This window comes from Bifidobacterium thermophilum, from assembly GCF_037482445.1.
Classification (GTDB): domain Bacteria; phylum Actinomycetota; class Actinomycetes; order Actinomycetales; family Bifidobacteriaceae; genus Bifidobacterium; species Bifidobacterium thermophilum_B.
On the sequence record NZ_JBBHLY010000001.1, the window covers coordinates 45,623 to 70,517 of the forward strand.

The window sequence follows — 24,895 nt, forward strand, 5'->3', positions numbered from 1 at the left end:
GCACGGTTGGGCGTGACCGCATGCCGTCCGGCGGTCAGCCGTGCAGATACGGCCGCAACTGGTTGATCAACAGCCCGTTGCTGGCGACGACATCATTCTCTTCGCGCCAGCGGATATCCTGCCCGTCCCAGCGTGACACCTGGCCCTGCGCCTCGCGGACGACCACGGTGCCGGCGGACACCGCGGGAATGTCCCAGGAATGCAGGTGCGGCTCGAAATATGCGTCATACGTGCCGTCCGCCACACGGCACATGTCGAGGGAAACCGGGCCGACCCGCTTGATATCCGCGGGCTTGCCGGCGAGCGCGGCGACAACGTGCAGCGCGCGTTCGGATTCCGACGGCACGTAGGACATGCCGAAACTGATGACGGAACCTTCAAGTCTGGCACGCGTCGTGGGGATGATCTTCTGTCGCTTGTTGCCGAACGGGGTGTTCCAGATACGAATCGCGCCCTTGCCTCGCGCGGCGAGATACGTCAGGTCGAGCGCCGGGGCGTGCACCACGCCGAGCACCGGGTTCGCACCCCCATGCTCGTCGATCTCGAACAGTGAGATCGTCACCGTCCATTCGGACATGTCGCGCACGAAATTGATGGCGCCGTCGATACGTCCGACGCACCAATAGTGTTCCCCCGGCCGGCAGTGCTCCGGACGGTCATGCCAGAAGCCGTTGAACCGGCCAAGATAGGTCAAGCGGTTTTCGATGAACGGCACCAGCCGCTCGTTGACCGGCAGCACTGGAGGTTCACCGGGAACATCCGGAATGCGCGCTTGAACCATACTGGATGGATTCGCCTGCGCCTGGAACGCATGCTTGCCTACATCCTGCGCCACACGAGCTGCTTCGAGCGCCAGCTGTTGCAGATCCATGTCCTCACCTTCACCTGTCTTATGGGATTCAATCCGGCTTGTATACATTGCGGTCTATCCGGTCTGCGCGGCACCGGAACCGGCGGCGCGGCGGCCGACGGTCCGTCCTGCGCAGTCAGGGCCTTTCGGGGGTATTCTACCGTTGACCGATGATGCCACGCAGCACGTCCGCCGCCGATTCGCCCGTAGCCAAGCCGTCGCGCACGGCGTGTTCGCAACGTTCCCGGGTCCACGCCAACGGGTCGGACATATCGAAGCCGAACAGCGAACCATCCGCTTCGCGTACCGTCAGCCGCGACCATGATGCGGCGACCACCTGCGGCGTGAACTGCCCGACGATATGGGCCCGCAGCCATGCGCGCGTCGAATCCGGGGCTTGCGCGGCGGCTTCGGCGACCATCGCATCGGCATCCGGCCCGTCCAACCGCTCGGTGTGTGCCTTGAGCGCGTCGAACAGCGAGACCTTCGGGTCCAGGGCCGCCCAACGCAGGTCGAGTGCGGCGAGCCGGGGATCCGCCCACGAGGTCTGCCGCGCTGGGGCCGAAGCGGCGAGCCGGCGGCGCATCCGTTCCAGCAGCTGCCATTTGAGCAGCCATTCCAAGCGCGATCCTTCGTCGGTCATAGCCAGTCGGGTATCGGCATCCGCGTGGCGGACCGCGGCGACATCGGCGAGGGCCCGGCGCCACAATCCGATGGCCCGGCGCGTCTGCCCGTCCGGCCATACCGGCATGCCCTGGCTGTCGGTGCCGTACCGCATCGCCGCGACTTCGAACACGGCGGTGAGCAGTCTGGCCTGGATCTGCCATGCGGTCATCGTCCCGCCATCGGCGAGCCGCAACGGAACACCCAACGTCAAGTCATGGGAGACCTCGTGCATCGCGGCGACCGGATCGTCCAGCGCCACCGATGCGAGCAGGCCGTCCACGTCATAGGAGACTTCGGGTGCGACCTCCAGCAGCCACAGCAGCATGCTGGTCGTGCCGAGTTTCAGCGCTTGCGGCACATCCATACGGTTGGCGTCCCCGACGATCACATGCAGACGCCGGTACGCATCGGTACTGTGCGATTCGTCGCGCGTGTTGACGATCGGCCGGTCGAAGGTGGTCTGCAATCCCACGCGCATATGGATATAGTCGGCGCGTTGGCTGAGCTGGAAACCCGCGTGTTCGCACCGCTCCCCCAGCCCCACACGCCCGGAGCCCGTATACAGCTGGCGGGTGACAAGATGCGCGGTCATGAGCGCCGCGACCTGGTCGAACGGCACGGCACGCAGCATCATGTAGTTCTCGTGGGTGCCCCAGCTCGCCCCTTTGCCGTCGACATTGTTGCGGTACAGCACTATCGGTCTGCCGGATCGACGCGACGCCTCCTGCGCCGCATGACGCATGACGAGGTCGCCCGCATGGTCGTAGCGGACGGCCTCGAACGGGTCGGTCGTCTCGGGCGCGGAATACTCGGGGTGCGCATGGTCGACATACACCCTGCCGCCGTTGGGCGCGATGATATTGGTGATATGCAGCTGGGGCGCGTCCGTGAGCATATCAGGGCGTGCGGCGGCACGCTCCAGCCGGTGTCCGCGGGCATCGTTGACCGGGTCCTCCTGCCGGTAATCCCAGCGGATATCACCGCGCGTGCCATCATCGGCGGCTGCGACCACATCGAAACTCAGACGCACCGGATTCGCGTGCGCATCGCCGGGTCGGCTGACCGCATACTCGGTTTCCGTCCCCATCACCCTGCGAACGCTCATGCAACCTCCTCGATTCGCCGCACCTGCATCATGCGAAACGGTTACTCGCCGTCTGCACCGGCCTCGTCTACACCGGCATCATAACCCGCCGCCGGCCTGATACGCGTCACCCGGCCGCCGGCAATCCCGTTGATCCGGGACCATTGCACTGGATCGGCGTCAAGCACGGCATCACGCGTTTCCTGGAACTCGCCGTCCACCGCCTCGGCAAGCATGCCGACACTGAGCGCGACGTCTTCTCCTGTCTCGATCGACGCCTTGACCGCACGGGTCTTGGCACGGTCGACGATATTCTTGAGCATCGCGCCGGAGACGACATCGCCTAGATACAGCGGGGACCACACCCCGGAATCGTCGAGGACATCCGCCACATGCCGGTGTTCGCCGTGCGCGTACAGGTCATGGACCAGCACCCCGACCAGCGCGCCGACATCGACCCCGGGTTCCAGCGGCAGGTCATCGGTCAGATAATGCCGCACGATCTGGCATGCCTGCGGCTCGCGCGGCCGATCGATGCGGATCTTCACGTCGAGCCGCCCGGGCCTCAAAACCGCCGGGTCGATCATGTCCACACGGTTCGAAGCGCCGATCACCATCACATTGTCCAGGCGTTCCACCCCGTCAAGCTCGGCGAGGAACTGCGGGACGATCGTCGTCTCCACGTCGCTGGAGACGCCCGAGCCGCGGGTGCGCAGCAGCGAATCCATCTCGTCGATGAACACGATGACCGGGCGCCCGTCGGCCGCCCGTTCGCGCGCACGACGGAAAATCAGGCGGATCAGCCGTTCGGATTCGCCCACGTATTTGTTGAGCAGCTCAGGGCCCTTGACCGACAGGAACACCCCGGCCCCAACGTCCGTCCCCTCGGCGAGCGCATGCGCGACGGCCTTGGCGATCATCGTCTTGCCATTGCCGGGAGGGCCATACAGGAGAATGCCCTTCGGGGCACTGAGATGATATCTGCGGTACAGTTCCCGATGCTGGTACGGCAATTGGACGGCGTCCCGGATACGCCCGATCTGCTCGTCAAGGCCGCCGATATCCTCGAACGTGACATCCGGGGTCTCCTCGAGCACCAGATCGGCCTCCTCTTCGGCAGGCAACACGTCGAGCACGAACCGACGGGCAGCATCAGCCAGCACGCGGTCCCCGGGTTCCAGCGACGATCCGAGCGACACCGTCGCCGGACGGACGACCTGCGAAGCACCGCCGGCATCGGCGACCAGCACCCGGCCGTCCGCGAATACCTGCTTGACTTGCAGCACGGCACCAAGGCGGTCGGCATCCCTGCGCCCGACTATCACCATATTCTCGTTGAGCAGTACCGTATCTCCCGGCTTCAGGCGCGATGCCTGCAAACTCGTGGCGACGGGGACGATCATGCGACGGGAACCGGACAGGATCTCCGCGCTCGCATGCTGGACACCGAGGTCATCGGTGGTGCAGGATTCGACCGCGACCATCGTCGCGAAGTTCAGGGGCGGCTGGGCGAATTGGCCGAGCTGGGATTTGGCTTTCGTCAGCTCCTGGCTCGCACGGGTGAGCGCGGCCGCCAGCGCATGGTTCTTCGCCATGAGCTGGTCGTTGGCTTGGGCGAGCTCATCCAACGCGCGGTCCCGGGCCTTGAGCGTGTCGGCTTGTTCGTCCCCGCGGCCGCCGGATAGTCCCTGGCCCGGTAACGCCTTCGTCTCGTCATCGCTCATGGTCGTCTCGCTTTCCAACGGTGATGTTGTCATTCACCGTTCCTGCATGTCATCCGCCGCCGGCACGCTGTCGGATTCGCCGGCACGCGCGCGCCTGCCGGCAACCAGCTTACGCGCCCGCGGCACGATGAACGCGAGCACGATCACGATGACGACACCGATGACGACATCCTCGAACACGTTGAGCACGCCCAGGATCGAGCACCAGTTATCACCGAGCAGGTAGCCGGCGGTGACGAGCACGGTGTTCCAGATGGCCGAACCGAGCAGGGTCCAGCCGCTGAATTGCAGCAGGTTCATACGGTTGAAACCCGCGGGGATCGAGATCAGCGAACGCACGACGGGAATGATCCTGCCGATGAGCACGGACCATGTGCCGTAGCGTTCGAACCATGTGCTGGCCCGGTTGACGTCGTTCCGGCTGACACCGGGAATGATGTCGGCGGCCCGGTGGATGCGATGCAACCCGACAAGTCTCGACACGCCGTACAAGGTCAACGCGCCGATAAGCGAACCGACCGTGGCCCATATGATGGCCGCCGGCAGGGACATGGTGCCGTGGGAAGCGGTGAACCCCGCCAACGGGAGGATGATCTCGCTGGGGATGGGCGGGAAGATGGATTCGAGTGCGATGGCGAGCATGACGCCGATGCCGCCGATGGAGTCCATCAGACTCACCAGCCATGCGGTGATGGTGCCGATGAGGCCGCCGTCGGATGTGTCGCACATGGGGGCAGTGGTCGCAAGAGCATAAACACGCATGTCGGTATTGTCCCAGTATTTTCAGACAATCGAAGGCATGACCGATGAACCTTTGCAAGCTCCGAACGAATCCAACCCCACACTGGCCCGCCCGGGCATCCTGGTGATGGACGTGGATTCCACGCTCATCGACCAGGAGGTGATCGACGAGCTGGGTGTCGCCGCCGGCGTGGGCGAGCAGATCGCCGACGTGACCGCCCGTGCGATGGCCGGCGAACTGGAGTTCTGCGAGGCGCTACGCGAGCGGGTCAAACTGCTTGCCGGGCTGCCGGTGAACGTGTTCGACGAGGTATACCACAGGGTCACGTTCACCAATGGCGCGTTGGATTTGATTGATGCGTTGCATGAGCATGGCTGGACGGTCGGCGTGGTCAGCGGCGGGTTCCACGAGGTCGTGGACCGGCTGGTCGACGACGCGCAGATCGACCATGCGCTGGCGAACCGGCTCGAGGTCGTCGACGGCCGGCTGACCGGCAACGTACTCGGTGAAATCGTATGCAAGACCACGAAACTGCACGCATTGCAGGCTTGGGCGCGACAGGATGGCATCCCCGCGGCGCAGACGGTCGCGGTCGGCGACGGCGCCAACGACATCCCGATGATCAAGGCCGCCGGTCTCGGTATTGCGTTCTGCGCGAAACCGAAGGTACAGCTTGCCGCCGATATCGCGATCAACGAACGCGACCTGTGCCAGGTGCTTGGGCTCCTGGCGCGCGACTAGCCCCAATCCGCTTGTGCCGACGCTGACGGCACGCTCGGCGTCGGCGCAAGCAGGCAACGCGGGACACTCCACCTGTTTGCGGTCTACTTCCGCTTACTTCCGGTCAATCGCAGTATGCGTCGCCGCCAAGCCGGGCACCTCGCGCCCAATCCGCGGCACGCATCGTCTTCTTGCCTTGTGCCTTGACCTGGATCAGCTCAAGCGGCTGGCTTTTCGTGCCGACCCACACATGCTTCTTGCTTGCCGCAAGCCTGCCCGGGACAAGCGCCCCCGGTAGATTCGGATCGCCCATATCAGCCACAGCGGCTTCCAGCACATGCAGGGTCTGGGATTCGCCGTCCGCTCCTTCGGCGTGGAGCGTGCACCATGCGCCGGGATGCGGGGTGCAGGCGCGAATCTGCCGGTCGGCGGCGAACACCGGCACATCAAACCGGATATGCGCGTCCTCGGTGCGGATCTTGTCAGCGACCTCATACGCCCCCTGCGGCTGGTCGACCGGGCTGATACGCCCTTCAGCCATCGCCTCAAGCGACGCGGCGAGCAGATGCGAACCGTCCTCGGCAAGACGCCCCAGCAGCTCCCCCGCGGTCTCATGCGCGCCGATCTCCACCGTGGACTGGGCGAGCACCGGCCCCTCATCCATGCCCCGGGTGATGCGGAACACCGTGGCCCCGGTAATGGTGTCGCCCGCCCAGATCGCCCGCTGCACCGGCGCGGCACCACGCCATTGCGGCAGCAGGGAGAAATGCAGGTTGTACCAGCCCAGAGGCAGCGCGTCCAACACCCGCTGCTTGAGGATTTTCCCGTAGGCGACGACCGCTGCGGCCTCAGCGCCGGTGGCGGCAAGCTCGGCGACGAAGCATTCCTCCGACGGATCGGATTCAATCACCGGCAGCCCCAATTCCAGTGCGGCCTGCTTGACCGGGCTCGCGGTCAGCTTGCGTCCCCTGCCCTGCGGCGCATCAGGACGCGTCAGCACCGCCACCACTTCGAAATGCTCCGTGTCGGCAGCCAGCAGTTTCAGCGACGGCACCGCCACATCAGGCGTACCCGCGAACAAGACCTTGAGCATAATCCTCGATTCTGTACATCGATGCCGTATTCCACTCACGCATCGGCGACCGGCACTCCGGCCGGCAACAAACTACTGCAACAGCACCTTACCAGAGTGCCGGCATCGCTACGGTTCGCCCGATTCGGCCGATCAGTCTCGCACTGGCGGAATCGGTACGCCCGCCGCGATCAGGCACGCCCGTAGCTTCCTTGGATCGCGGAACCTGATGCCACGGATCCCCGCCTGGTTCGCCCCGACAATATTCATCGCCTTGTCATCGATGAATACGCTGTCACAGGCGCGAATGCCGAACGTACGCAACGCGTACTCGTAGATGTCACGGTCCGGTTTGCGCATCCACACTTGCCCCGAAACGACCTTGCCATCGAGCATGCCGAGCAGATCACAATCGCGGTCGGCGATTTGATACAGGTCCTGCTGCCAGTTTGACAGCCCCCACACCCCGATTCCGGCGGCGTGCAGATCGTCGATCAGCACGCGCGCCCCGGTGACGACACCGGTGAGCGAGTCGCGGAAATTATCCACGTAATAGCGCATCATCGACGCCCACGGCTCACCCTTATGCTCACGGACATAGGCGACACCTTCATCGATTGACGCGCCCGCGTCCATCAGGTCGTTCGCGTCGTAGAACGATGACACGTCATTGTCGAGAAACCCGTCGACAAGCCGCTGGCTATAGCGCGGCACCATCACCGCTTCGGGATCCCAGTACAGCAGCACATTGCCGAAATCGAAGATCACCTGGGTGATCGGCATCCCGTCGGCGGCTGCGGCGGCATCCCGCGCCATCAGCTCGTCATACGCCATCTGTGGTTCTCCCGGCCAGCCTTTCATATCCACCTCACTATGTCGTCATCGCGGAACGTCCGTCGAACCGGGTTCCTGCCTTACCAGCATAGCCGGAATGGCGAGCCGCGAGACACGGCAGACAGCGCGTGACATGCCCGTGCTAAGACTGGAGTGATGATCACATCGCGTCTCACCGGCTGAGACGCCCAACGTATGGAGGAACCATGCTCACCATCGAACAACTTGACGCGAACGGAACCACCGTACAGGGCACCATGGTGGTCGCCCCGGGCGGCGAAGGCCACCCGAACATGATCCTGGTGCAGGGGCGCAAAGGCTACCTGATGTGCGGGTATCTCAATCTCGCCGCCGCCGAGAAGTTCGGGGACGCCGCCGTACTCGTGGGCGGCGCGGATTTCGCCGCCGTGCTCGCCAACCCCATCAAGGGCATGACCGAGGCCGCCCGTCTCGCCGGCGTCAAGGACGGCATGACCGGCGCCGAAGCCGCCGCCGTGCTGGCATAGCGTACCGCCCTGGACCGGTTTTCAACCACCACTGCCGAGCCTGATACACGAGCGCGGCCGGACTCGATTCAGATGAGATCCTTCGGATCGAGTTGGAAGCGCAGTTCGCCGGGCTCGCGCGAAGCGACATGCCGGGCGCTTTCCCGGTGCAGACGCTCGGCGAGTTCGGCGCGCTTGGATTGCGGGACACGCACGACGGCCTTGACACGGTCCGCCATCGTCTCGAGCTCGCGCGCGTCGACGGTCCGCGGCGGCGGGATCGGCACCGGGCCGAGCACCGCGGGCATGGGGCCGAATGCCGTGTCCAGCAGGGCCCAATCGCCTCCTGCCAGCAATCCCGCACCTCGAAGCATGGCGCGGACCGCGGGGCGTGACCCCCATACACATGCCGAGGCGAATGCGGGTGGCAATCCGGTCTGCGCACGCTCCTCAAGTTCCTTGGTGGCGAGCAGCCGCGCGTTCCACGTCATCAAAGCCTGCGCGACCTGCGTGTCCGCCTCCCCGATGAGCAGCGCCTGGCCGCCGGCGGACCGCGGAACGCACCATTGCACGACCCGCATCCACGAATCAAGCGCATCTATCCTGGCATCGATGCCTGGGGCGTACAGGCTGGTCCAAGCGTCGAGAATCGCCACCGCCCGGTACGCCCCCACACCGCCGCCGTCCGAACGCACCCGCGGTTCGGCACCCGGAGTGGACACCACCAGCATCGGCGCGTCCGCGATATCCGCGATCACCCCCCGGGGCTGATGGGGCGAAGACACCACCATGGGGACGTTTCTGAACAGGCCGTGCAGCTCCTGCACGGTTCCTGCAGCCCCCACCCGCACGACGCGCATACGCTCGCCATGGCAGTGCGGGCAAGTCCAGTTCACGGCAGCGGCGGCACACCAACGGCACCGGGGCTGGGAGACGCCCGGCACCATTTCCAACGGGCCGGTGCACCGGGTGCACCGCGCCTGCCGGTGGCATGCGGCACAGCTGAGCGTCTGCGCGATACCGTCCTGGGGTATGGACAGCAGCACCGGACCGGTTTTCAGGGCACGGGACAATATCGCTACCGCGGTGTGCGGCACCCGCGAACCGATGGTGGGATCGGCAAGCCGTGCGAGCTCCTCCCGGTTGAGCCACCTGACCCATGGCAGCTGGTTCTTCAACGCCGCCTGCAACGGCTGGATGGACGTGCTGTACCCGCTCACCGGCGATTCGCCGGTGTGGCCACTGTCGGTCTCCCACTGGCTCAGCGGGCTTCGCGCATTGCCAAGTGCAACGAACACGCCGTCGTGCGCCCGCGCCCGCAGCCGCAGCACACCACGGGCGTTCGCGTATGGCATCATCCCGTCAGCCTGCTGGTAGGCGGTGTCATCGACGATGATGAACAGCGCGTTGCCGTCCATCGGCGCGTACATCGCGGCACGCGTCCCGATGACGCAACGCACCTGCCCGCATGCGACGGCAAGATAGGACCGGTACCGTTCGGCTGGCGCCATCGATGCGCCGAGCACCGCGATATCCCCCGTATATCCGCCGTGTTGCGAGTTGCTTGGCCCGAAGACGCTCAGGCCCTGTGATCGCAGCTGCCGTACGGCATCGTCCACGGCACGCATGGACGGCATGACCGCGACGACCCCACGGCCGGCGGCGAGCGCCGACAGGACCATCCACGCAAACAGTTCGACCCAGTGGCCCGCCCCGGGCATCGCATCCACGACGAAAGCCCCTTTGCCGCCCGATGACAGGGTGTCGGAAAGCAGACGCAGGTTCTCATAGTCGGGCAGCAGCAGCGAGCCGAGTTCGGCGGACCGTTGCGCGGACAGCGCCTGCCGCATCCCGGCATCCGTGCCGAACGAGACTGCCAGCCGCTGTTCCTTCTCGACCCAGGCGACGCGTGGCGGGACTGCGAGCCGAACGATATTGGCGCGGGTGCCGCCGTATGCCTTGGCGATCAGCGTGATATCGTTCCTGAGCTGTGGGGGGACCAGGATCTCGCCGCCAAGGACGCGTTCCAGGTACCGTAGCGAGGAATCCGGGGTGTCGCTGCGATCGGTGCGCTCCCAGATGATGCCGTTGACACGGCGGTTGCCGAACCGTACACGCACCAAGGTGCCGGGGACCGCTTGCGTATCCTGGCTGTCCTGCACCAGATAGTCGAAGGTCTGCCCCAGGTGCGCGGCCTGCACGTCCAGCACGACTCGCGCGATCGGCCGATGCTGGGCACGCTGCCGCTTTGCCGCCGTGCGCTTGCGTCTGCGCCGCGGCTCGAGCCCGTCGAAGGCGGGTTGCTCGGCATCTGGCATGGTCATGCTGTTTACCATATCACCAGCGTGGCTGGGCGTGTCGCAGTGCAGGACATGTTTCCGCCGGCCCTGCGTATGCGACAGCGGCGGCGCACGATAAGCCGTGACAGCCCGCATACGAACAGGGGCGTGGTGCGGCATGTCCGCGTGTCCCACGCCCCTGGAATGCGCCTGAGCAGAGATCAACCGGTCACTGCTGCGCTGCTATCGGGTCAGTCCTGGTGCACCCACCAAGGCCGGAGCGGATAGGTGTCCGTTCCCTCCTCGTTCGGCTTGACGCACAGGTACTGGTGGATCTGGATGTTGTCCATCTCGAAGTTGTACGCGCAGCCGGCCATGTACAGGCCCCACAGGCGTGCCTTCGGCTCGCCCACCAGCTTGACCGCGGCGTTCCAGTTGTCCACGAGATTGCGGTTCCAATGGTGCAGGGTCAGCGCGTAATGCTGGCGCAGGTTCTCCTCGTGGATCACTTCGAAGCCGGTGTCCTGGATGTTCGTCTCGATCTCGCCCGGGGAGGCGAGCTGGCCGTCGGGGAAGATATACCGGTCGATGAACTCGCCCGCCGCGTGCCCGGCATGCGAATTGATGCGGGTGATCTGATGGTTGAGCAGCATGCCGTTGGGCTTGAGTTTGTCGAAGATCTCACGGAAATAGGATGGATAGTTCTTGACGCCCACATGCTCCATCATGCCCAGCGAGCAGATACCGTCGAATCCGGCTTCCGGTACGTCGCGATAGTCCATGAGGCGGATTTCGGCGAGGTCCTCGAGGCCTTCGCGTTTGATCCATTCCTTGCCCCATGCGACCTGTTCGTCCGCGAGGGTCACGCCAATCACATGGATGCCTCGCCGGGCGGCGACGACTTCCATGGATCCCCACCCGCAGCCGATGTCGAGCAGCCGGTCGCCCGCCTTGAGGCCGAGCTTGTCGAGCACGAGGTTGAGCTTGGCTTCCTGCGCGGCTTCCAGCGTGTCGGTCGGCGTGTTGAACAGGGCGCACGTGTAGGTCATGGTCGGCCCGAGGATGAGCCGGTAGAAGTCGTTCGACTGGTCGTAATGGTAGCTGACGGTGGCCGCGTCGCCCGCCTTGCTGTGCGGCAGCAGGCCTTCGGCGGCGCGGCGCAGGCGGCTCGGCCCCTCGATGCTCGGCGCCTTGGGGTGCCGGATGCCATGCGAGGCCACCGAGGCGAGCGCCTTCGCCACGCCGACCGGGTCGGGCTTATGGAAGTAGGGCTTGACATTGACCAAGTCCTTGAACACCTCGTACGGGTCGCCCGGAATCATCTGCGGCGAGGAGATATCACCCTGCAAATAGGCGCGGGCCAGCCCCAGCTCGTTGGGGTGGTCGACCATGTAGTAGACGGCCCTTGAATTGTTGACCTTGATGCATACCGGGGCATCCGAGGGCCCGAATGCGGACCCGTCGAACGCTTCGACGCGCAGCGGTGCGTTCGGTTCGACGAACAGCTCGATCATCTGTGCAACGGTCATGCCTGCCATATCCAGTTCCTCCTATGGATTCTGGTTGTTCCAGCGTACGTTATCGGCCGGCGGCCCTCCCGCCGGTGAACCTTATGGAAACGTGCCTATGGAAACGTGCCGGGCAGCGTAGTGCGCCCGGCACGTTTCGGTCATGACAGTCGACATCGGCCCTGCGGCCGGTACAGCGGCGTCATCATGGTGCGGTCGGTCATTTGATGGCGGCCTTGAGCTCGTCGACCTTGTCGGTACGCTCCCACGTGAAGTCCGGGTCGTTGCGTCCGAAATGTCCGTATGCCGCGGTCTTGGAGTAGATCGGGCGCAGCAGGTCGAGTTCGTCGATGATGGCCGCGGGCCGCAAATCGAAGACCTTGCGTACGGCGGCCTGGATCTGGTCGCGGGTGACCCCGCCGATCTCGGTGCCGAACGGCTCCACGTTGACGCTCACCGGGTCGGCAACACCGATCGCGTAGGCGACCTGCACCTCGACCTTGTGCGCGAGGCCGGCGGCCACGATGTTCTTCGCCACCCAACGGGCCGCGTATGCCGCGGAGCGGTCGACCTTGCTCGGGTCCTTGCCCGAGAACGCGCCGCCGCCATGGTGTGCGGCACCGCCATACGTGTCGACGATGATCTTGCGGCCTGTCAGGCCGGCGTCCGCCGCCGGGCCGCCCAGCACGAACGAGCCGGTCGGGTTGACGAGGATGCGGTAATCGTCGTGCCGCACCTTGGCGCCGAGCACTTCGGCGAGCACCGGCTCGATCACATGCCCGCGCAGCTGGGCGAGCAACCAGTCGTGGTCGACCTCGGGGTCATGCTGCGTGGAGACGAGCACCGTGTCCAGACGGACCGGCCGGTCATGCTGGTCATATTCGATGGTCACCTGGGTCTTGCCATCCGGGCGCAGATGCGGCACGATGCCGTCCTTGCGCACCTGGGCCAGGCGGAAGGCGAGCCGATGCGCCAGATAGATCGGCAGCGGCATGAGCGCCTCGGTCTCGTCGGTCGCATAGCCGAACATCACGCCCTGGTCGCCCGCGCCCTGGGCCTCGTAGCGTTCCTCGCGCGATGCCGCGGATTCCTGTTCGCGGTTCAGACGTTCGACGCCCTGGTTGATTTCCTTGCTCTGCTCGCTCAGTGACACCACGACGCCGCAGGAATCGGCATCAAGCCCGATCTCGGAGCTCGTATATCCGATATTGCGCACCACGTCGCGCACGATGCGCTGGATGTCGCTGTACCCTTCGCTGGTCACCTCGCCGAAGATGAAGAACTGGCCCTTGGTGGCCGATGTCTCCACCGCGACATGCGAGTGCGGGTCCTGCCGCAGCATGTCATCGAGGATCGCATCCGAAATCTGGTCGCAGATCTTGTCGGGATGCCCTTCGGTGACCGATTCCGCAGAAATCAGGCGACGCTCCATATTCCCCTCGCTGTCCTTCCGTCATGATCCGCCCCACGGCGACGACGGAAAGCCGGCGCAGGTATCGCACAACATGCAACTGGTTAGTAAGAATAACGCCCCCGGCTGAACTTCGCTAACCCTCACGGGACGAAATTCAACATCGGGGGCGTCGTTGACGCATCAGGCGAATCAGTTGCCTTCGCTCAGATCGTCCTCGCCCAATGTCTCTTCAAGCAGGCCACTGTTGATTTCGCGGAAAGCGATGGACAGCGGCTTCTCCTGATTCTCGTATTCGACCAGCGGGCCGACGTTCTGCAGGAGACCCTCATTGAGCTGCGTGAAATACGAATTGATCTGACGGGCGCGCTTCGCGGCGAAAATCGCCAGCGCGTACTTGGAATCAGCGTGCTGCATCAGGTCGTCGATAGGCGGATCCGCGAGTCCCTGCGGATGCGGCTCAGTGCCAAGTGCCATATGTGTCAATCTCCCATCATGCGCATGGCCACACCCAATGCGGGCATGGTATTTCAAAATCATCAGTATAATTCGTACCCACGATATTCCGGCACGTATGGCATGCAGCCTCGATACTCGGCCGATACTCGATGGCGCGAAACCCGACAAACCCCTACTCCCATAGCGTAATTTCATTATTCGGCCCAAGACAGCCACCTGTCCGAGCTGGGCACTTGAATGGAACCATGGCAGAAATGAGATCCGCAAAATTGATGAATGGGCGAGTGTTTGCGGGCGCTCGCGCTCTGTACCGCGCCGCTGGCGTTGACGGCAAGGACTTCGGCAAGCCGATCGTGGCCATCGCCAATTCCTTCGATGAATTCGTCCCCGGCCACGTCCACCTGAACAAGGTCGGCCGCCTGGTGTCCGAAGCCGTGAAGAAGGCCGGCGGCATCCCCCGCGAGTTCAACACCATCGCCGTTGACGACGGCATTGCCATGGGCCATACCGGCATGCTCTACTCGCTGCCGAGCCGCGACATCATTGCCGACGCCGTCGAGTATTCCGTCAACGCGCATTGCGCCGACGCCCTCATCTGCATTTCCAACTGCGACAAGATCACTCCGGGCATGCTCATGGCGGCGCTGCGCCTGAACATCCCGACGATCTTTGTCTCCGGCGGCCCGATGGAAGCCGGCACCACCGTCCTGTCCGACGGCACCGTCAAGGAGCACACCGACCTCATCGACGTCATGTATGCGACGGCCGACGATAACTGCTCCGACGAGGACCTGCTCGCCTACGAAAAGACCGTGTGCCCGACCTGTGGCTCCTGCGCCGGCATGTTCACCGCCAACTCGATGAACTGCCTGACCGAGGCAATCGGCCTGGCACTGCCCGGCAACGGCACCACGCTCGCCTCCCACGTCTACCGCAAGAAGCTGTTCGAGCGCGCCGGCGAGATGATCGTCAAGCTCGCCCACCGCTATTACGACGAGGACGACGACTCTGTGCTGCCGCGTTCCATCGCCACCAAGCACGCCTTCGAAAACGCGATGACCATGGACGTGGCCATGGGCGGCTCCACGAACACCGTGCTGCATATCCTCGCCGCCGCCCAGAGCGCCGACGTCGATTTCACGCTTGACGACATCGAACGCATCTCCCACACCGTGCCCTGCATCTGCAAGGCCGCGCCTTCCGGCGAATGGGAGATTTCCGACGTGCACCGTGCCGGCGGCATCTGCGGCATCCTCGGCGAGCTCGACCGCGCCGGCAAACTGCATCGCGACACCCATTCGGTCGATTACCCGGATCTCGAATCCAAGCTCGACGACTGGGACATCATGCGCGACACCTGCAAGCCCGAGGCGAAGCAGCTGTTCCACGCGGCCCCCGGCCATATCGTCTCCCCGGAACCGTGGACGCATGAGACCCTGTTCGACTCGCTCGACACCGACCGCGCGCACGGCGCCATCCACGACATCGACCACCCGGAGATCGCCGAAGGCGGCCTGGCGGTGCTGCGCGGCAACCTTGCTCCTGACGGCTGCGTGGTCAAGACCGCCGGCGTACCGGAAAGCATCTGGAAGTTCCATGGTCCGGCGCTGGTCGTCGAATCCCAGGAAGAGGCCATCAAGGTCATCCTCAACGACACACTCAAGCCCGGCCAGGCGCTCGTCATCCGCTACGAGGGTCCGAAGGGCGGCCCGGGCATGCAGGAGATGCTCTACCCGACCTCCTTCGTCAAGGGCAAGGGCATCGGCAAGGATGTCGCCCTGATCACCGACGGCCGTTACTCCGGCGGTTCCTCCGGCCTGGCGATCGGCCACGTGGCGCCTGAAGCGGCGAATAAGGGTCCGATCGCGCTGATCAAGAACGGCGACATGATCGACATCGATATCCCGAACCGTTCCATCAACGTGGAGCTGACCGACGAGCAGCTTGCGCAACGCCGTGCCGAACTCGAGGCCGGCGACGGCTATGTCGCCCACCGCGACCGTCACGTCAGCCAGGCGCTCAAGGCGTACGCCGCCTTCGCCCGCTCGGCGGACAAGGGCGCGACCCGCGATCCTGAGCTCATCAACAAGCTCAGCGGCCTGAAGTGACACCGGCTGTTCGCTGATCGAGACCAACGCAAAGGCCCCCGCATCGACATGCGGGGGCCTTTCCATATCGGATTGAGCTTCGGAATGCCAGGCAAACAGGCGGTTGAAGGACATGCATCCTAGCCACCGGCTACAACAGCCTATTTGCCGGCTTCCAGCCCGTATTCCTCGGCGATGACCTTCCACAGCTCGTCCGCCGCCTGGTCAACCGTATTGTTGACGATGGTGACGTCGAATTCAGGTTCTGCGGCAAGCTCGACCTTCGCGGTTTCCAAGCGCTTGGCGCGTTGCTCCTCGGTTTCCGTGCCGCGGCCGACCAGACGGCGCACCAGCTCGTCGTAGCTCGGCGGCGCGATGAACACATACACGACATCAAGGCCCATCTGCGCGGCCTTCTGCTTGACCCGACGGGCCCCCTGCAGATCGATTTCGAGAATCGTCGGCGTGTTGGCAGCCAAATGGTCGAGGACCGGCTTGAGCGGCGTTCCGTAATGGGCCATGCCGTGGACCACCGCCGTTTCGAGGAACTCCCCCGCGGCTTCCTTGCGTTGGAATTCCGGCTCGCTCATGAACCAATAGTTCACGCCGTCGACCTCGCCGGGGCGTGGCTTACGGGTGGTTGCGGAGACGGATACCCACACTTGCGGATGCTCCTTGAGCAGGGCCGATTCGACCGTCCCCTTGCCGACCGCGGTCGGTCCGGTCAGGACAATCAGCCGTCCGGCGTTCGTGCCGTTTCGCTTCGTGTTCGCTGACGCTGCCATCAAACCATCGCCTTTCTGGAAAATCATGATGGGGTTTCGCACCCCGGCCGCCTGGACGTGCGGTTTCACCTGTTGTCGTCGGTTTCCTGCGTCGCATCCATCAGGGCTTGGCGGATGTCGAGCGCGATGGATTCGGTTGCGGCGCTCAGGCTTGAGATGTCCGGTCCGTTCTTGGCGATGAATCGGGATACTGTCACCAGCACGTTGCCCTTGGTCCCTTTGAACACGGTCCGCAGGTCGTCGGCTTCCGCTCCCTGCCAGCCGTACCCGGGTGACAGGATCGGTCCTGTGAACTGGGCCGGATCGATGCCGCTCTCGTCAATCCATTGGCCGATGGTCGCGCCGATAATCAGCCCGACTGATCCCATGCCCGCCGACTTGTCGTTGAATTTCTGCGCCGTACTGGCAATACCGTAGGCGACAGTCTTGCCCTCGTATTCGCCTTTCTGCCGGATGGCGGTCTGCAGACTGGCTCCTTCGGGATTCGACGTGAGCGACGCGACGAAGACGCCACGGCCGTTGTCGAGCGCCTCATCGATCAATCCGCTGAGCGATCTTGCCCCGTAGTACGGCAGCAGCGTGATGGCATCGGCGAGCAGCGGCGCCCCCGGCTTGAAGTACGCGTCAGCCAAGGCGGAAATCGTGGTCGGCAGACCTCCATGCAGGCAATCCACGATGGTGATGATGCCCATCTGCCGCGCCGCGAAGAGCACACGCTCCAACGCCGCGATGCCTTTCGAACCGTACCGTTCGAACATGGACGACTGGAATTTGACGGCGGCGGCGCGGCCATTCGCAGCCTGGAGCATGCGCATGGAGAACATTTCCGCACCGCTGGCGTCCACGTCGTAGCCCCAGTCGGTCAGCAGCTTGCGATGGGGGTCGATGCCCACGCACAATGGGCCGTAATGGTCCATGGACGTGCGCAGGCGCAGACCGAAGTCAGAGCGCATCGCGGCGATTTCGTTTGGACTGGGGCTGTCGTTCATGAGTTGTCACGCTTCTCGATCGCGAAGAGCTGCTTGGCGTGCTCCTGGATGCTCATCACCTGGTAGTCGTTCTTCTTCACGGCTTCGATGGCCATGAGCACCGCGGAGAACTCGGTCATGGTGGTGAACTGGGGCAGGTCCGCAGAGATGGCCGCGGCGCGGATCGAATAGCCGTCGGCACGGGAGCCGCGGGAATTCGGCGTGTTGAGCACCATGTCGATGGTGCCGTCCTCGATGAGTTCCACGACGTTCTTGCCGACGCTGCCCGGCGCGTGGACGACGTGGGTCTGGGCGTTGCCGTCGCCGTCGAGTCGGGTCGAGAGCTTGTCGACGATCTTCGATTCGATGCCGTAACGGCGCAGGACGGATGCCGTCCCCTCGGTCGCCCAGATCTTGAAGCCGAGCTCGACCAGACGGCTGGCGAACAGCGGCAGCTGCCGCTTGTCCATGTCGTTGACCGAGATGAACACGTTGCCGCCCGTAGGCAGGCCGCCGTCGTATGCGGCGAGCTGGCTCTTGGCGAAGGCGTGCGGGAAGTCACGGTCGAAGCCCATGACCTCGCCCGTGGAACGCATTTCCGGCCCAAGGAGGATGTCCACCGTGCGGCCCACCGGCGTGCGGAACCGCTTGAACGGCAGCACGGACTCCTTGACGGCAACCTGCTGGCCGGGGTGGATGTCCCCGCCGTCGCCCTTCGGCAGCAGCAGGCCGTTGGCGCGCTGCTGGGCGATGGTCTCGCCGACCATGATGCGGGCCGCCGCCTTGGCCAGGGACACACCCGTGGCCTTCGAGGCGAACGGGACCGTGCGCGAGGCGCGCGGGTTGGCTTCGATGACGTACAGGGTGTTCGCCATGAATGCGTACTGCACGTTGATCAGGCCGCGCACGCCGCACCCCTTCGCGATGGCGTAGGTGCCTTCGCGCAGTCGCCGGATCTGGTCGTCGCTGAGCGTGCTCGGCGGCAGGGTGCAGGCCGCGTCACCGGAATGCACGCCGGCTTCCTCGATGTGTTCCATGATGCCGCCGATGTAGAGTTCCTCGCCGTCGAACAATGCGTCGACGTCGATTTCGATGGCGTCCTGCAGGAACTTGTCGATGAGCAGCGGCGAGGGCAGGCGTCCGGAGACAACCATGTCGGCCTTTGCTTCGTTGAGGGCGCGGCTGACGTACTTTTCGAGCTGGTCGTCGTCGTACACGATTTCCATGCCACGGCCGCCGAGCACGTAACTGGGTCGTACCAGCACCGGGTATCCGATGTTGTGGGCCGCCTCGCGTGCCTCGTCGAGGCTGAGCGCCGTGCCGTAGCGTGGCGCGTTCATATGCTCCTTGCGCAGCACTTCGCCGAACAGCTCGCGGTTTTCAGCCAGATCGATGGATTCTGGTGATGTTCCCAGGATCGGGACGCCCGCGGCCTTGAGACGTGCGGCGAGGGACAGCGGGGTCTGTCCGCCGAGCTGGACGATCACGCCCTTGATCGGCCCCATCTTCTTCTCGGCTTCGTAGATTTCGAGCACGTCCTCGAAGGTCAGCGGCTCGAAATACAGGCGATCGGACATGTCATAGTCGGTGGACACGGTCTCCGGGTTGCAGTTGACCATGATGGTGTCATAGTCCTTGCCGAGTTCCTGGACGGCGTGCACGCAGGTGTAGTCGAACTCGATGCCCTGGCCGATGCGGTTGGGGCCGGAACCGAGGATGATCACGGCTTCGCGGTCGCGCTTGCGCAGTTCGGATTCGTCCGCATAGCAGGAGTAGTAGTACGGCGTCGCCGCGTCGAATTCCGCGGCGCAGGTGTCGACCGTCTTGTAGACGGGTCGGATGCCATAGCTCCAGCGCAGCTCGCGGATGGTGTTCTCCCCTTCGTCGCCGAGCCCGCGCAGGTGCGCGATCTGCACGTCGGAGAAACCCGCCTGCTTGGCTTTGCGTAGCAGACGCGGCGAAAGCGTCTCGGATTCGTGGATTTCCATGGCCGTACGGTTGATCAGCGCGAACTGTTCGAGGAACCACGGGTCGATCTTCGTGGCGTCGTACAGCTGCTCGACGGTGGCGCCGCCCCACAGGGCGCGCATGATCTGCAGGTAGCGCTGCTCGGTAGGAATCTTCGCTTGGGCGAGCAGCTGTTCGACCTCCTGCCGGTCCGGCTTGTCGCCGTCCCAGTTGAAGCCCATGTGACGCTTGTCGATGGAACGCATCGCCTTGCCGAGCGATTCCTGGAAGTTGCCGCCCAGGGCCATGGCTTCGCCGACGGATTTCATCGACGTGGTCAGGGTCGGGTCAGCGCCGGGGAACTTCTCGAACGCGAAGCGGGGCACCTTCGTGACCACATAGTCGATGGTCGGCTCGAAGGATGCCGGCGTGGACTTGGTGATATCGTTCTGGATCTCGTCAAGCGTATAGCCCAGCGCCAGCTTGGTCGCGATCTTCGCGATCGGGAAGCCGGTCGCCTTGGATGCGAGCGCCGACGAGCGGGAGACACGCGGGTTCATCTCGATGACGATGATGCGTCCGGTCTTGGGATGGATGGCGAACTGGATGTTGCAGCCGCCGGTGTCCACGCCCACGCCGCGGATGATCGCGATGCCGATATCGCGCATGCGCTGGTATTCGCGGTCCGTGAGGGTGAAGGACGGGGCCACGGTGATGGAATCACCGGTGTGCACACCGACCGGGTCGACGTTCTCGATCGGGCAGACGACCACGACATTGTCCTTGCGGTCGCGCATGAGCTCGAGTTCGAATTCCTTCCAGCCTTCGATGCCTTCCTCGAGCAGCACCTCATCGGTGGGCGAATAGTGCAGGCCGGCTCCGGCGATGCGGTGGAGCTCTTCCTCGTTGTGCGCGATGCCAGAGCCCAGGCCGCCCATGGTGAAGGACGGACGCACGACAATCGGATAGCCGAGTTCGGCGACGATATCGTCGACTTCCTTCATCGAATGGGCGATGGCGGAACGGGCGGATTCGGCGCCGCAGCTATCGACGACCTTCTTGAACAGCTCGCGGTCCTCACCGCGGTCGATGGCTTCCAGTGACGCACCGATAAGCTCGACGTTGTATTTCTTGAGGATGCCCGCCTCGCCGAGCGCGACCGCGGCATTCAACGCGGTCTGGCCGCCGAGGGTCGGCAGCAACGCGTCCGGGCGTTCCTTGGCGATGATCTTCTCGAGGATCGGCGTGGCGATCGGCTCGATATACGTGGCGTCCGCCATCTCCGGGTCGGTCATGATGGTCGCCGGGTTGGAGTTGACGAGGATGACGCGGATGCCTTCCTCACGCAGCACGCGGCACGCCTGGGTACCGGAGTAGTCGAACTCGGCGGCCTGGCCGATGACGATCGGGCCGGAGCCGATGACCATGACGGATTTGATGTCAGTGCGCTTAGGCATGGGCGTTTTCCTCCTTGGCGGAACGCATGAGCTCAACAAAGCGGTCGAAGAGGTATGCGGCATCATGCGGGCCTGCCGCGGCCTCAGGATGGTATTGCACGGAGAATGCGGGGATGTCCACGCACTGCAAGCCCTCGACGACGTTGTCATTGAGGTCGATGTGCGAGACGAAGACCTTGCCGTACTTGCCGTCCTCGAACGGGGCGTCGATGGTCTCGCCGATCGGGGCGTCGACCGCGAACCCATGGTTGTGCGCGGTGATTTCGACCTTGCCGGTGGTCAGATCCTTGACCGGCTGGTTGACCCCTCGATGGCCGAACTTGAGCTTGTAGGTGCCGAAGCCGAGCGCCCTGCCCAGCAGCTGGTTGCCGAAGCAGATGCCGAAGAACGGATAGCCCGCGTCAAGCACCTGGCGCAGCAGGTTGACTTCCGGATCGGCCTGCTCGGGGTCGCCGGGGCCGTTGGAGAAGAACACTCCATCGGGATTGAGATCCTGGAGCTGTTCGAACGTGATGGTCGAAGGCACGATGTGCACGCGGCAGCCGCGTTCCGCCATGCGATGCGGGGTCATGCCCTTGATGCCCAGGTCCACCGCGGCGACCGTGAACAGCGGCTCCTTGCCTTCGAACTCCCCGCAGGGTTCGATGGTGTATGTCTGCTCGGTGCTGACCTCGTCGTACAGGCTCATGCCTTTCATCTGCGGGATGCCCCGCACCTCGTCAAGCATCGATGCCACGGTGCGGATCCTGCCTGTCCCCGCATCGATCAGACCGTCACCGGAGAAGATCCCGGCACGCATGACGCCTGCCGAGCGCAGATGACGGACCAGCTTGCGGGTATCGATATGGCTGATGCCAACGATGCCGCTGCCGGCCAGATCGTCATCGAGGCTACCTGTGGCGCGCCAGTTGCTCACGTTGGGGCTGGGATCGCGCACCACGTATCCGGCGACCCAGATACGGGAGGATTCCGGATCCTCCTTGTTGATTCCGGTGTTCCCGATATGCGGGAACGTCTGTACCACAATCTGGCGATCGTAGCTGGGGTCTGTCAGCGTCTCCTGGTAGCCGGTCATGCCGGTCGTGAAGACGATCTCCCCGTGGGTCGTACCGATTGCGCCGTATGGCTCGCCGACATACACCTGTCCGTCTTCCAGGACAAGGACTGCGTCTTCGAGTGAGAAATCCACGGCTTCGGAATCGTTCTGGTTCACCAAAACCCCCTTATTCTATGGGTATTCGTACCAAGGATACCGGCCGGCTGGGACTCTCGCACCGGCCAATATCCGGTGTCAGTTCGTCGTGTGCTGGTCTTGCGGCGAGTCCTGCTGCGTATCGGGCCCATCGGGTTGGTCCGGTGCCGCCGGCACGTCAGGGACGTCCGCCGTGTCACCCCCGGAGGCACCGTCTGTCTCGCCCGATTGGACCGGTGGCTGCGCGTCCTCGTCCATCGACGCCTGCACCTGCTCGTCCTCACGCTGTCGCGCGAGTTCGGCCTGATGCGCCAGATGCTCATCCTTCACGGCACAGATGGCGCTGAGCAAACCGTGGATGAATGATGTGGAATGTTCATCGCTCAGCGTCTTGGTGAGCGTGATGGCCTCGTCGATGGCGACTTTGTCCGGCACGTCATCGTTGTACAGGATCTCCCATGTGGCGATACGCAGGACATTGCGATCGACCACTGCCATACGTTTGACTTTCCAGCCGGTGGAATGTTCGTCGAGCAGATGGTCGATTTCACCGCGATGCTCGGCAACGCCACGGACGATGTCGATGGCGTAATCGGGAAGCGGGGTCTGTGCGCCCGGGTTGGCGATGCGCTCAGCAAGAAGGGACAGGATATCCTGTCCCTTCTCGTCCGCTTCGTACAACGTGTTCAGAGCCCGCTTACGGGCGGTGGAACGTGCCATGAAGCCTCAAATCCTCGCTCTCAGTTCTCACGACCGAGGTAGGAGCCGTCACGCGTATCGACCTTGACTTTCTCGCCCTCGTTGATGAACAGCGGGACCTGGATCTCAGCGCCGGTCTCGACGGTCGCCGGCTTGGTGCCGGCGTTGGAACGGTTGCCCTGCAGGCCGGGCTCGGTGTGCGTGATGGTCAGGATGACCGACGCGGGGAGCTCGACGCTCAGCGGGGTGCCGTCATGGAAGCTCACGATGCAGTCGGTGCCCTCGAGCAGGTACTTGCTCTGGTCGCCGATCAGCTCCTTGGGGATCATGATCTGGTCGTACGTGGTCATGTCCATGAACACGTAGTTATCGCCGTCCTCGTAGGAGTACTGCAGGGTACGGTTGTCGACGGTCTCGAATTCCATCTTCATGCCGGCATTGAAGGTCTTGTCGACGATCTTGCCCGACAGCACGTTCTTGATGGTGGTGCGCACGAAAGCGGGTCCCTTGCCCGGCTTGACGTGCTGGAACTTAATGACCTGCCACAGCTGGCCGTCGAGATTCAGAACAGAGCCGTTCTTGATGTCATTGGTAGTTTGTGCCACGTGTATTCACCTATTCTTCAGTTACTTGAGGCAAAACAAAAATGCCTTGGCCATTATGCCACAACGAGTTGACCGCAAAACAAGCGCGATTCATTCCGTCCGTGCCACGGCAACGGCGCCTTCACGCGGCAGTGCCGGGAGCGTACGACAGGAAGGCCGACGGCCCCTGCCCTTCCATCAGGAAGGATTCGTCGATATCCGCGATGCGGGACACGCCGGCGGAGTTCATGGTGTGGGCCAGCTCATCGGTGATGCGCTCGACCATCTTCGCGATGCCGTCCTCTCCCCCGGCGGCTGCGGCCCACTGGATGGGACGCCCCAGGCCTACCGCATCGGCGCCGAGCGCAAGCGCGCGGAAGACGTCGCCACCGGTGCGGATGCCGGTATCGGCGAAGATCTCCGCATCACGGCCGAGCGCATGGCGGATCCTGGGCAGCGCGTAGGCCACGGGGACGACGCCGTCGACCTGGCGTCGTCCGTGATTGGATACCATGACACCGGCCGCTCCCGCGTTCATCGCGGTGACGGCGTCCTCGGGGCGCATCACTCCTTTGACATACACCGGCAGCCCGGAAATCTCCTTGAGCCATTGGATGTCCCTCGGGGTGATGGATGTCGCGAGGTTAAGCGTCCAATCGGTCATGTGCATCTTGGGGAAGTTGCCGCTCGCCCCTTCCCACGTGCCGTCGATGCCGTTGCGGAATCCGAAGTCACGGCGGTATCCTGGGCAATCCAGCGTGAGCATCAGCGCCTTGGCCCCGGACGCCACGGAACGTTCGACGAAGGCCTCGGAGACCTTGCGGTCATCGAACAGATAGACCTGCTGCCACCAGTCTCCCTGTACTTCGGCGGCGAAGTGTTCTACAGGCTCTGACGCGTTGGTCGGGTAGATGATGAAGGTGCCAGCGCGATGCATGCCGTTCTGTGAGGCTATCTCGCCGTTCTTGCTGGCAAGCCTGTGGTATGCGGTCGGGGCTCCGAAGATGGGTGTGGGGATGGTGAGCCCTCCGACGGTGACCGACGTGTCGATGTCCCCGACATTGTGGAACGCCCGCGGCAGGATGCCGAAACGCCGCCATGCCAAGGTGTCGATATCGCGCTGTCCGCCGTCGATATCCGCGTTGCCGTCCTCGTATTGCAATCCCGCTACGGTCATGTTGGCCGTTGCCTGCGCGTGTATCGTGGTCCAGTCCATGTTTCCCGTCCTCTCGTCTGTGGTGTCCACTGTCTGCGGTATGGAGACGTGCCGGCCGTATTGGCCATGTAGTGGGAACATTAGAGGCCATGATTTGAGAACCGATGTGACGTTCCGCGATACGAC

The 24,895-nt window shown here is 64.0% G+C and carries 20 protein-coding genes; 3 read left to right on the top strand and 17 right to left on the bottom strand.

What is annotated here, in order from left to right; all coding sequences use genetic code 11:
• Positions 1 to 34 precede the first annotated feature (34 nt).
• The 4 genes from WD012_RS00200 to WD012_RS00215 form a co-directional block, all read right to left on the bottom strand.
• Complete coding sequence (locus WD012_RS00200) at positions 35 to 871, bottom strand: inositol monophosphatase family protein (protein WP_339561816.1); 837 nt, start codon at positions 869 to 871, stop codon at positions 35 to 37.
• Positions 872 to 1,007: 136 nt separating this feature from the next.
• Positions 1,008 to 2,621 (bottom strand): depupylase/deamidase Dop, encoded by a 1,614-nt coding sequence (gene dop, locus WD012_RS00205; protein WP_339561817.1) that lies wholly within the window; start codon positions 2,619 to 2,621, stop codon positions 1,008 to 1,010.
• A gap of 41 nt (positions 2,622 to 2,662) precedes the next feature.
• Positions 2,663 to 4,324 carry a proteasome ATPase gene (gene arc, locus WD012_RS00210; protein WP_422614325.1) on the bottom strand — a complete coding sequence of 554 codons (1,662 nt, stop codon included), beginning with the start codon at positions 4,322 to 4,324 and terminating at the stop codon, positions 2,663 to 2,665.
• 33 nt (positions 4,325 to 4,357) lie between these two features.
• A complete protein-coding gene (locus tag WD012_RS00215; RefSeq protein ID WP_339561819.1) occupies positions 4,358 to 5,086 on the bottom strand; it encodes a DedA family protein in 729 nt (242 codons plus the stop codon).
• Between the two features lie 37 nt (positions 5,087 to 5,123).
• Here WD012_RS00215 and serB point away from each other — a divergent pair, with 37 nt between their 5' ends.
• Positions 5,124 to 5,807 carry a phosphoserine phosphatase SerB gene (gene serB, locus WD012_RS00220; protein ID WP_339561820.1) on the top strand — a complete coding sequence of 228 codons (684 nt, stop codon included), beginning with the start codon at positions 5,124 to 5,126 and terminating at the stop codon, positions 5,805 to 5,807.
• Between the two features lie 103 nt (positions 5,808 to 5,910).
• On the opposite strand, the gene fmt is transcribed toward serB, so the two are convergent.
• The gene (fmt, locus tag WD012_RS00225) at positions 5,911 to 6,879 is read right to left on the bottom strand and encodes a methionyl-tRNA formyltransferase (protein ID WP_339561821.1); all 969 of its coding nucleotides are present in this window, start codon (positions 6,877 to 6,879) and stop codon (positions 5,911 to 5,913) included.
• Positions 6,880 to 7,011: 132 nt separating this feature from the next.
• Complete coding sequence (locus tag WD012_RS00230) at positions 7,012 to 7,719, bottom strand: HAD family hydrolase (protein ID WP_339561822.1); 708 nt, start codon at positions 7,717 to 7,719, stop codon at positions 7,012 to 7,014.
• Positions 7,720 to 7,898: 179 nt separating this feature from the next.
• Between WD012_RS00230 and WD012_RS00235 the strand changes: the two genes are divergently transcribed.
• Positions 7,899 to 8,198 carry a DUF1805 domain-containing protein gene (locus tag WD012_RS00235; RefSeq protein WP_339561823.1) on the top strand — a complete coding sequence of 100 codons (300 nt, stop codon included), beginning with the start codon at positions 7,899 to 7,901 and terminating at the stop codon, positions 8,196 to 8,198.
• A gap of 68 nt (positions 8,199 to 8,266) precedes the next feature.
• On the opposite strand, the gene WD012_RS00240 is transcribed toward WD012_RS00235, so the two are convergent.
• From WD012_RS00240 to rpoZ, 4 genes are all read right to left on the bottom strand, one after another.
• Entirely contained in the window at positions 8,267 to 10,501 is a 2,235-nt protein-coding gene (locus tag WD012_RS00240; protein ID WP_339561824.1) for a primosomal protein N', read from the bottom strand.
• Between the two features lie 206 nt (positions 10,502 to 10,707).
• Positions 10,708 to 11,994, bottom strand: a complete 1,287-nt coding sequence (locus WD012_RS00245; protein WP_339561825.1) for a class I SAM-dependent methyltransferase — start codon at positions 11,992 to 11,994, stop codon at positions 10,708 to 10,710.
• A gap of 190 nt (positions 11,995 to 12,184) precedes the next feature.
• Positions 12,185 to 13,396 carry a methionine adenosyltransferase gene (metK, locus tag WD012_RS00250; RefSeq protein WP_339561826.1) on the bottom strand — a complete coding sequence of 404 codons (1,212 nt, stop codon included), beginning with the start codon at positions 13,394 to 13,396 and terminating at the stop codon, positions 12,185 to 12,187.
• A gap of 171 nt (positions 13,397 to 13,567) precedes the next feature.
• The gene (gene rpoZ / locus WD012_RS00255) at positions 13,568 to 13,852 is read right to left on the bottom strand and encodes a DNA-directed RNA polymerase subunit omega (protein ID WP_015450687.1); all 285 of its coding nucleotides are present in this window, start codon (positions 13,850 to 13,852) and stop codon (positions 13,568 to 13,570) included.
• A 227-nt stretch (positions 13,853 to 14,079) separates the two neighbouring features.
• On the opposite strand from rpoZ, the gene ilvD reads away from it, so the two are divergent.
• Positions 14,080 to 15,942 (top strand): dihydroxy-acid dehydratase, encoded by a 1,863-nt coding sequence (gene ilvD / locus WD012_RS00260; protein WP_339561827.1) that lies wholly within the window; start codon positions 14,080 to 14,082, stop codon positions 15,940 to 15,942.
• A 140-nt stretch (positions 15,943 to 16,082) separates the two neighbouring features.
• Here ilvD and gmk read toward each other — a convergent pair whose 3' ends face one another.
• From gmk to WD012_RS00295, 7 genes are all read right to left on the bottom strand, one after another.
• The gene (gene gmk / locus WD012_RS00265) at positions 16,083 to 16,706 is read right to left on the bottom strand and encodes a guanylate kinase (RefSeq protein ID WP_339561828.1); all 624 of its coding nucleotides are present in this window, start codon (positions 16,704 to 16,706) and stop codon (positions 16,083 to 16,085) included.
• A gap of 65 nt (positions 16,707 to 16,771) precedes the next feature.
• Positions 16,772 to 17,695 carry an orotidine-5'-phosphate decarboxylase gene (gene pyrF / locus WD012_RS00270; protein WP_339561829.1) on the bottom strand — a complete coding sequence of 308 codons (924 nt, stop codon included), beginning with the start codon at positions 17,693 to 17,695 and terminating at the stop codon, positions 16,772 to 16,774.
• A complete protein-coding gene (gene carB, locus WD012_RS00275) occupies positions 17,692 to 21,078 on the bottom strand; it encodes a carbamoyl-phosphate synthase large subunit (protein ID WP_339561830.1) in 3,387 nt (1,128 codons plus the stop codon). Before carB ends, pyrF begins: the two co-directional genes overlap by 4 nt.
• Positions 21,071 to 22,291, bottom strand: a complete 1,221-nt coding sequence (gene carA, locus WD012_RS00280; RefSeq protein ID WP_339561831.1) for a glutamine-hydrolyzing carbamoyl-phosphate synthase small subunit — start codon at positions 22,289 to 22,291, stop codon at positions 21,071 to 21,073. Before carA ends, carB begins: the two co-directional genes overlap by 8 nt.
• A gap of 78 nt (positions 22,292 to 22,369) precedes the next feature.
• Entirely contained in the window at positions 22,370 to 22,990 is a 621-nt protein-coding gene (gene nusB, locus WD012_RS00285; protein WP_339561832.1) for a transcription antitermination factor NusB, read from the bottom strand.
• A 20-nt stretch (positions 22,991 to 23,010) separates the two neighbouring features.
• On the bottom strand, positions 23,011 to 23,574 hold the full coding sequence (gene efp / locus WD012_RS00290) for an elongation factor P (protein WP_339561833.1): 564 nt from the start codon (positions 23,572 to 23,574) through the stop codon (positions 23,011 to 23,013).
• Between the two features lie 121 nt (positions 23,575 to 23,695).
• On the bottom strand, positions 23,696 to 24,769 hold the full coding sequence (locus tag WD012_RS00295; RefSeq protein WP_339561834.1) for an alpha-hydroxy acid oxidase: 1,074 nt from the start codon (positions 24,767 to 24,769) through the stop codon (positions 23,696 to 23,698).
• Positions 24,770 to 24,895 lie beyond the last annotated feature (126 nt).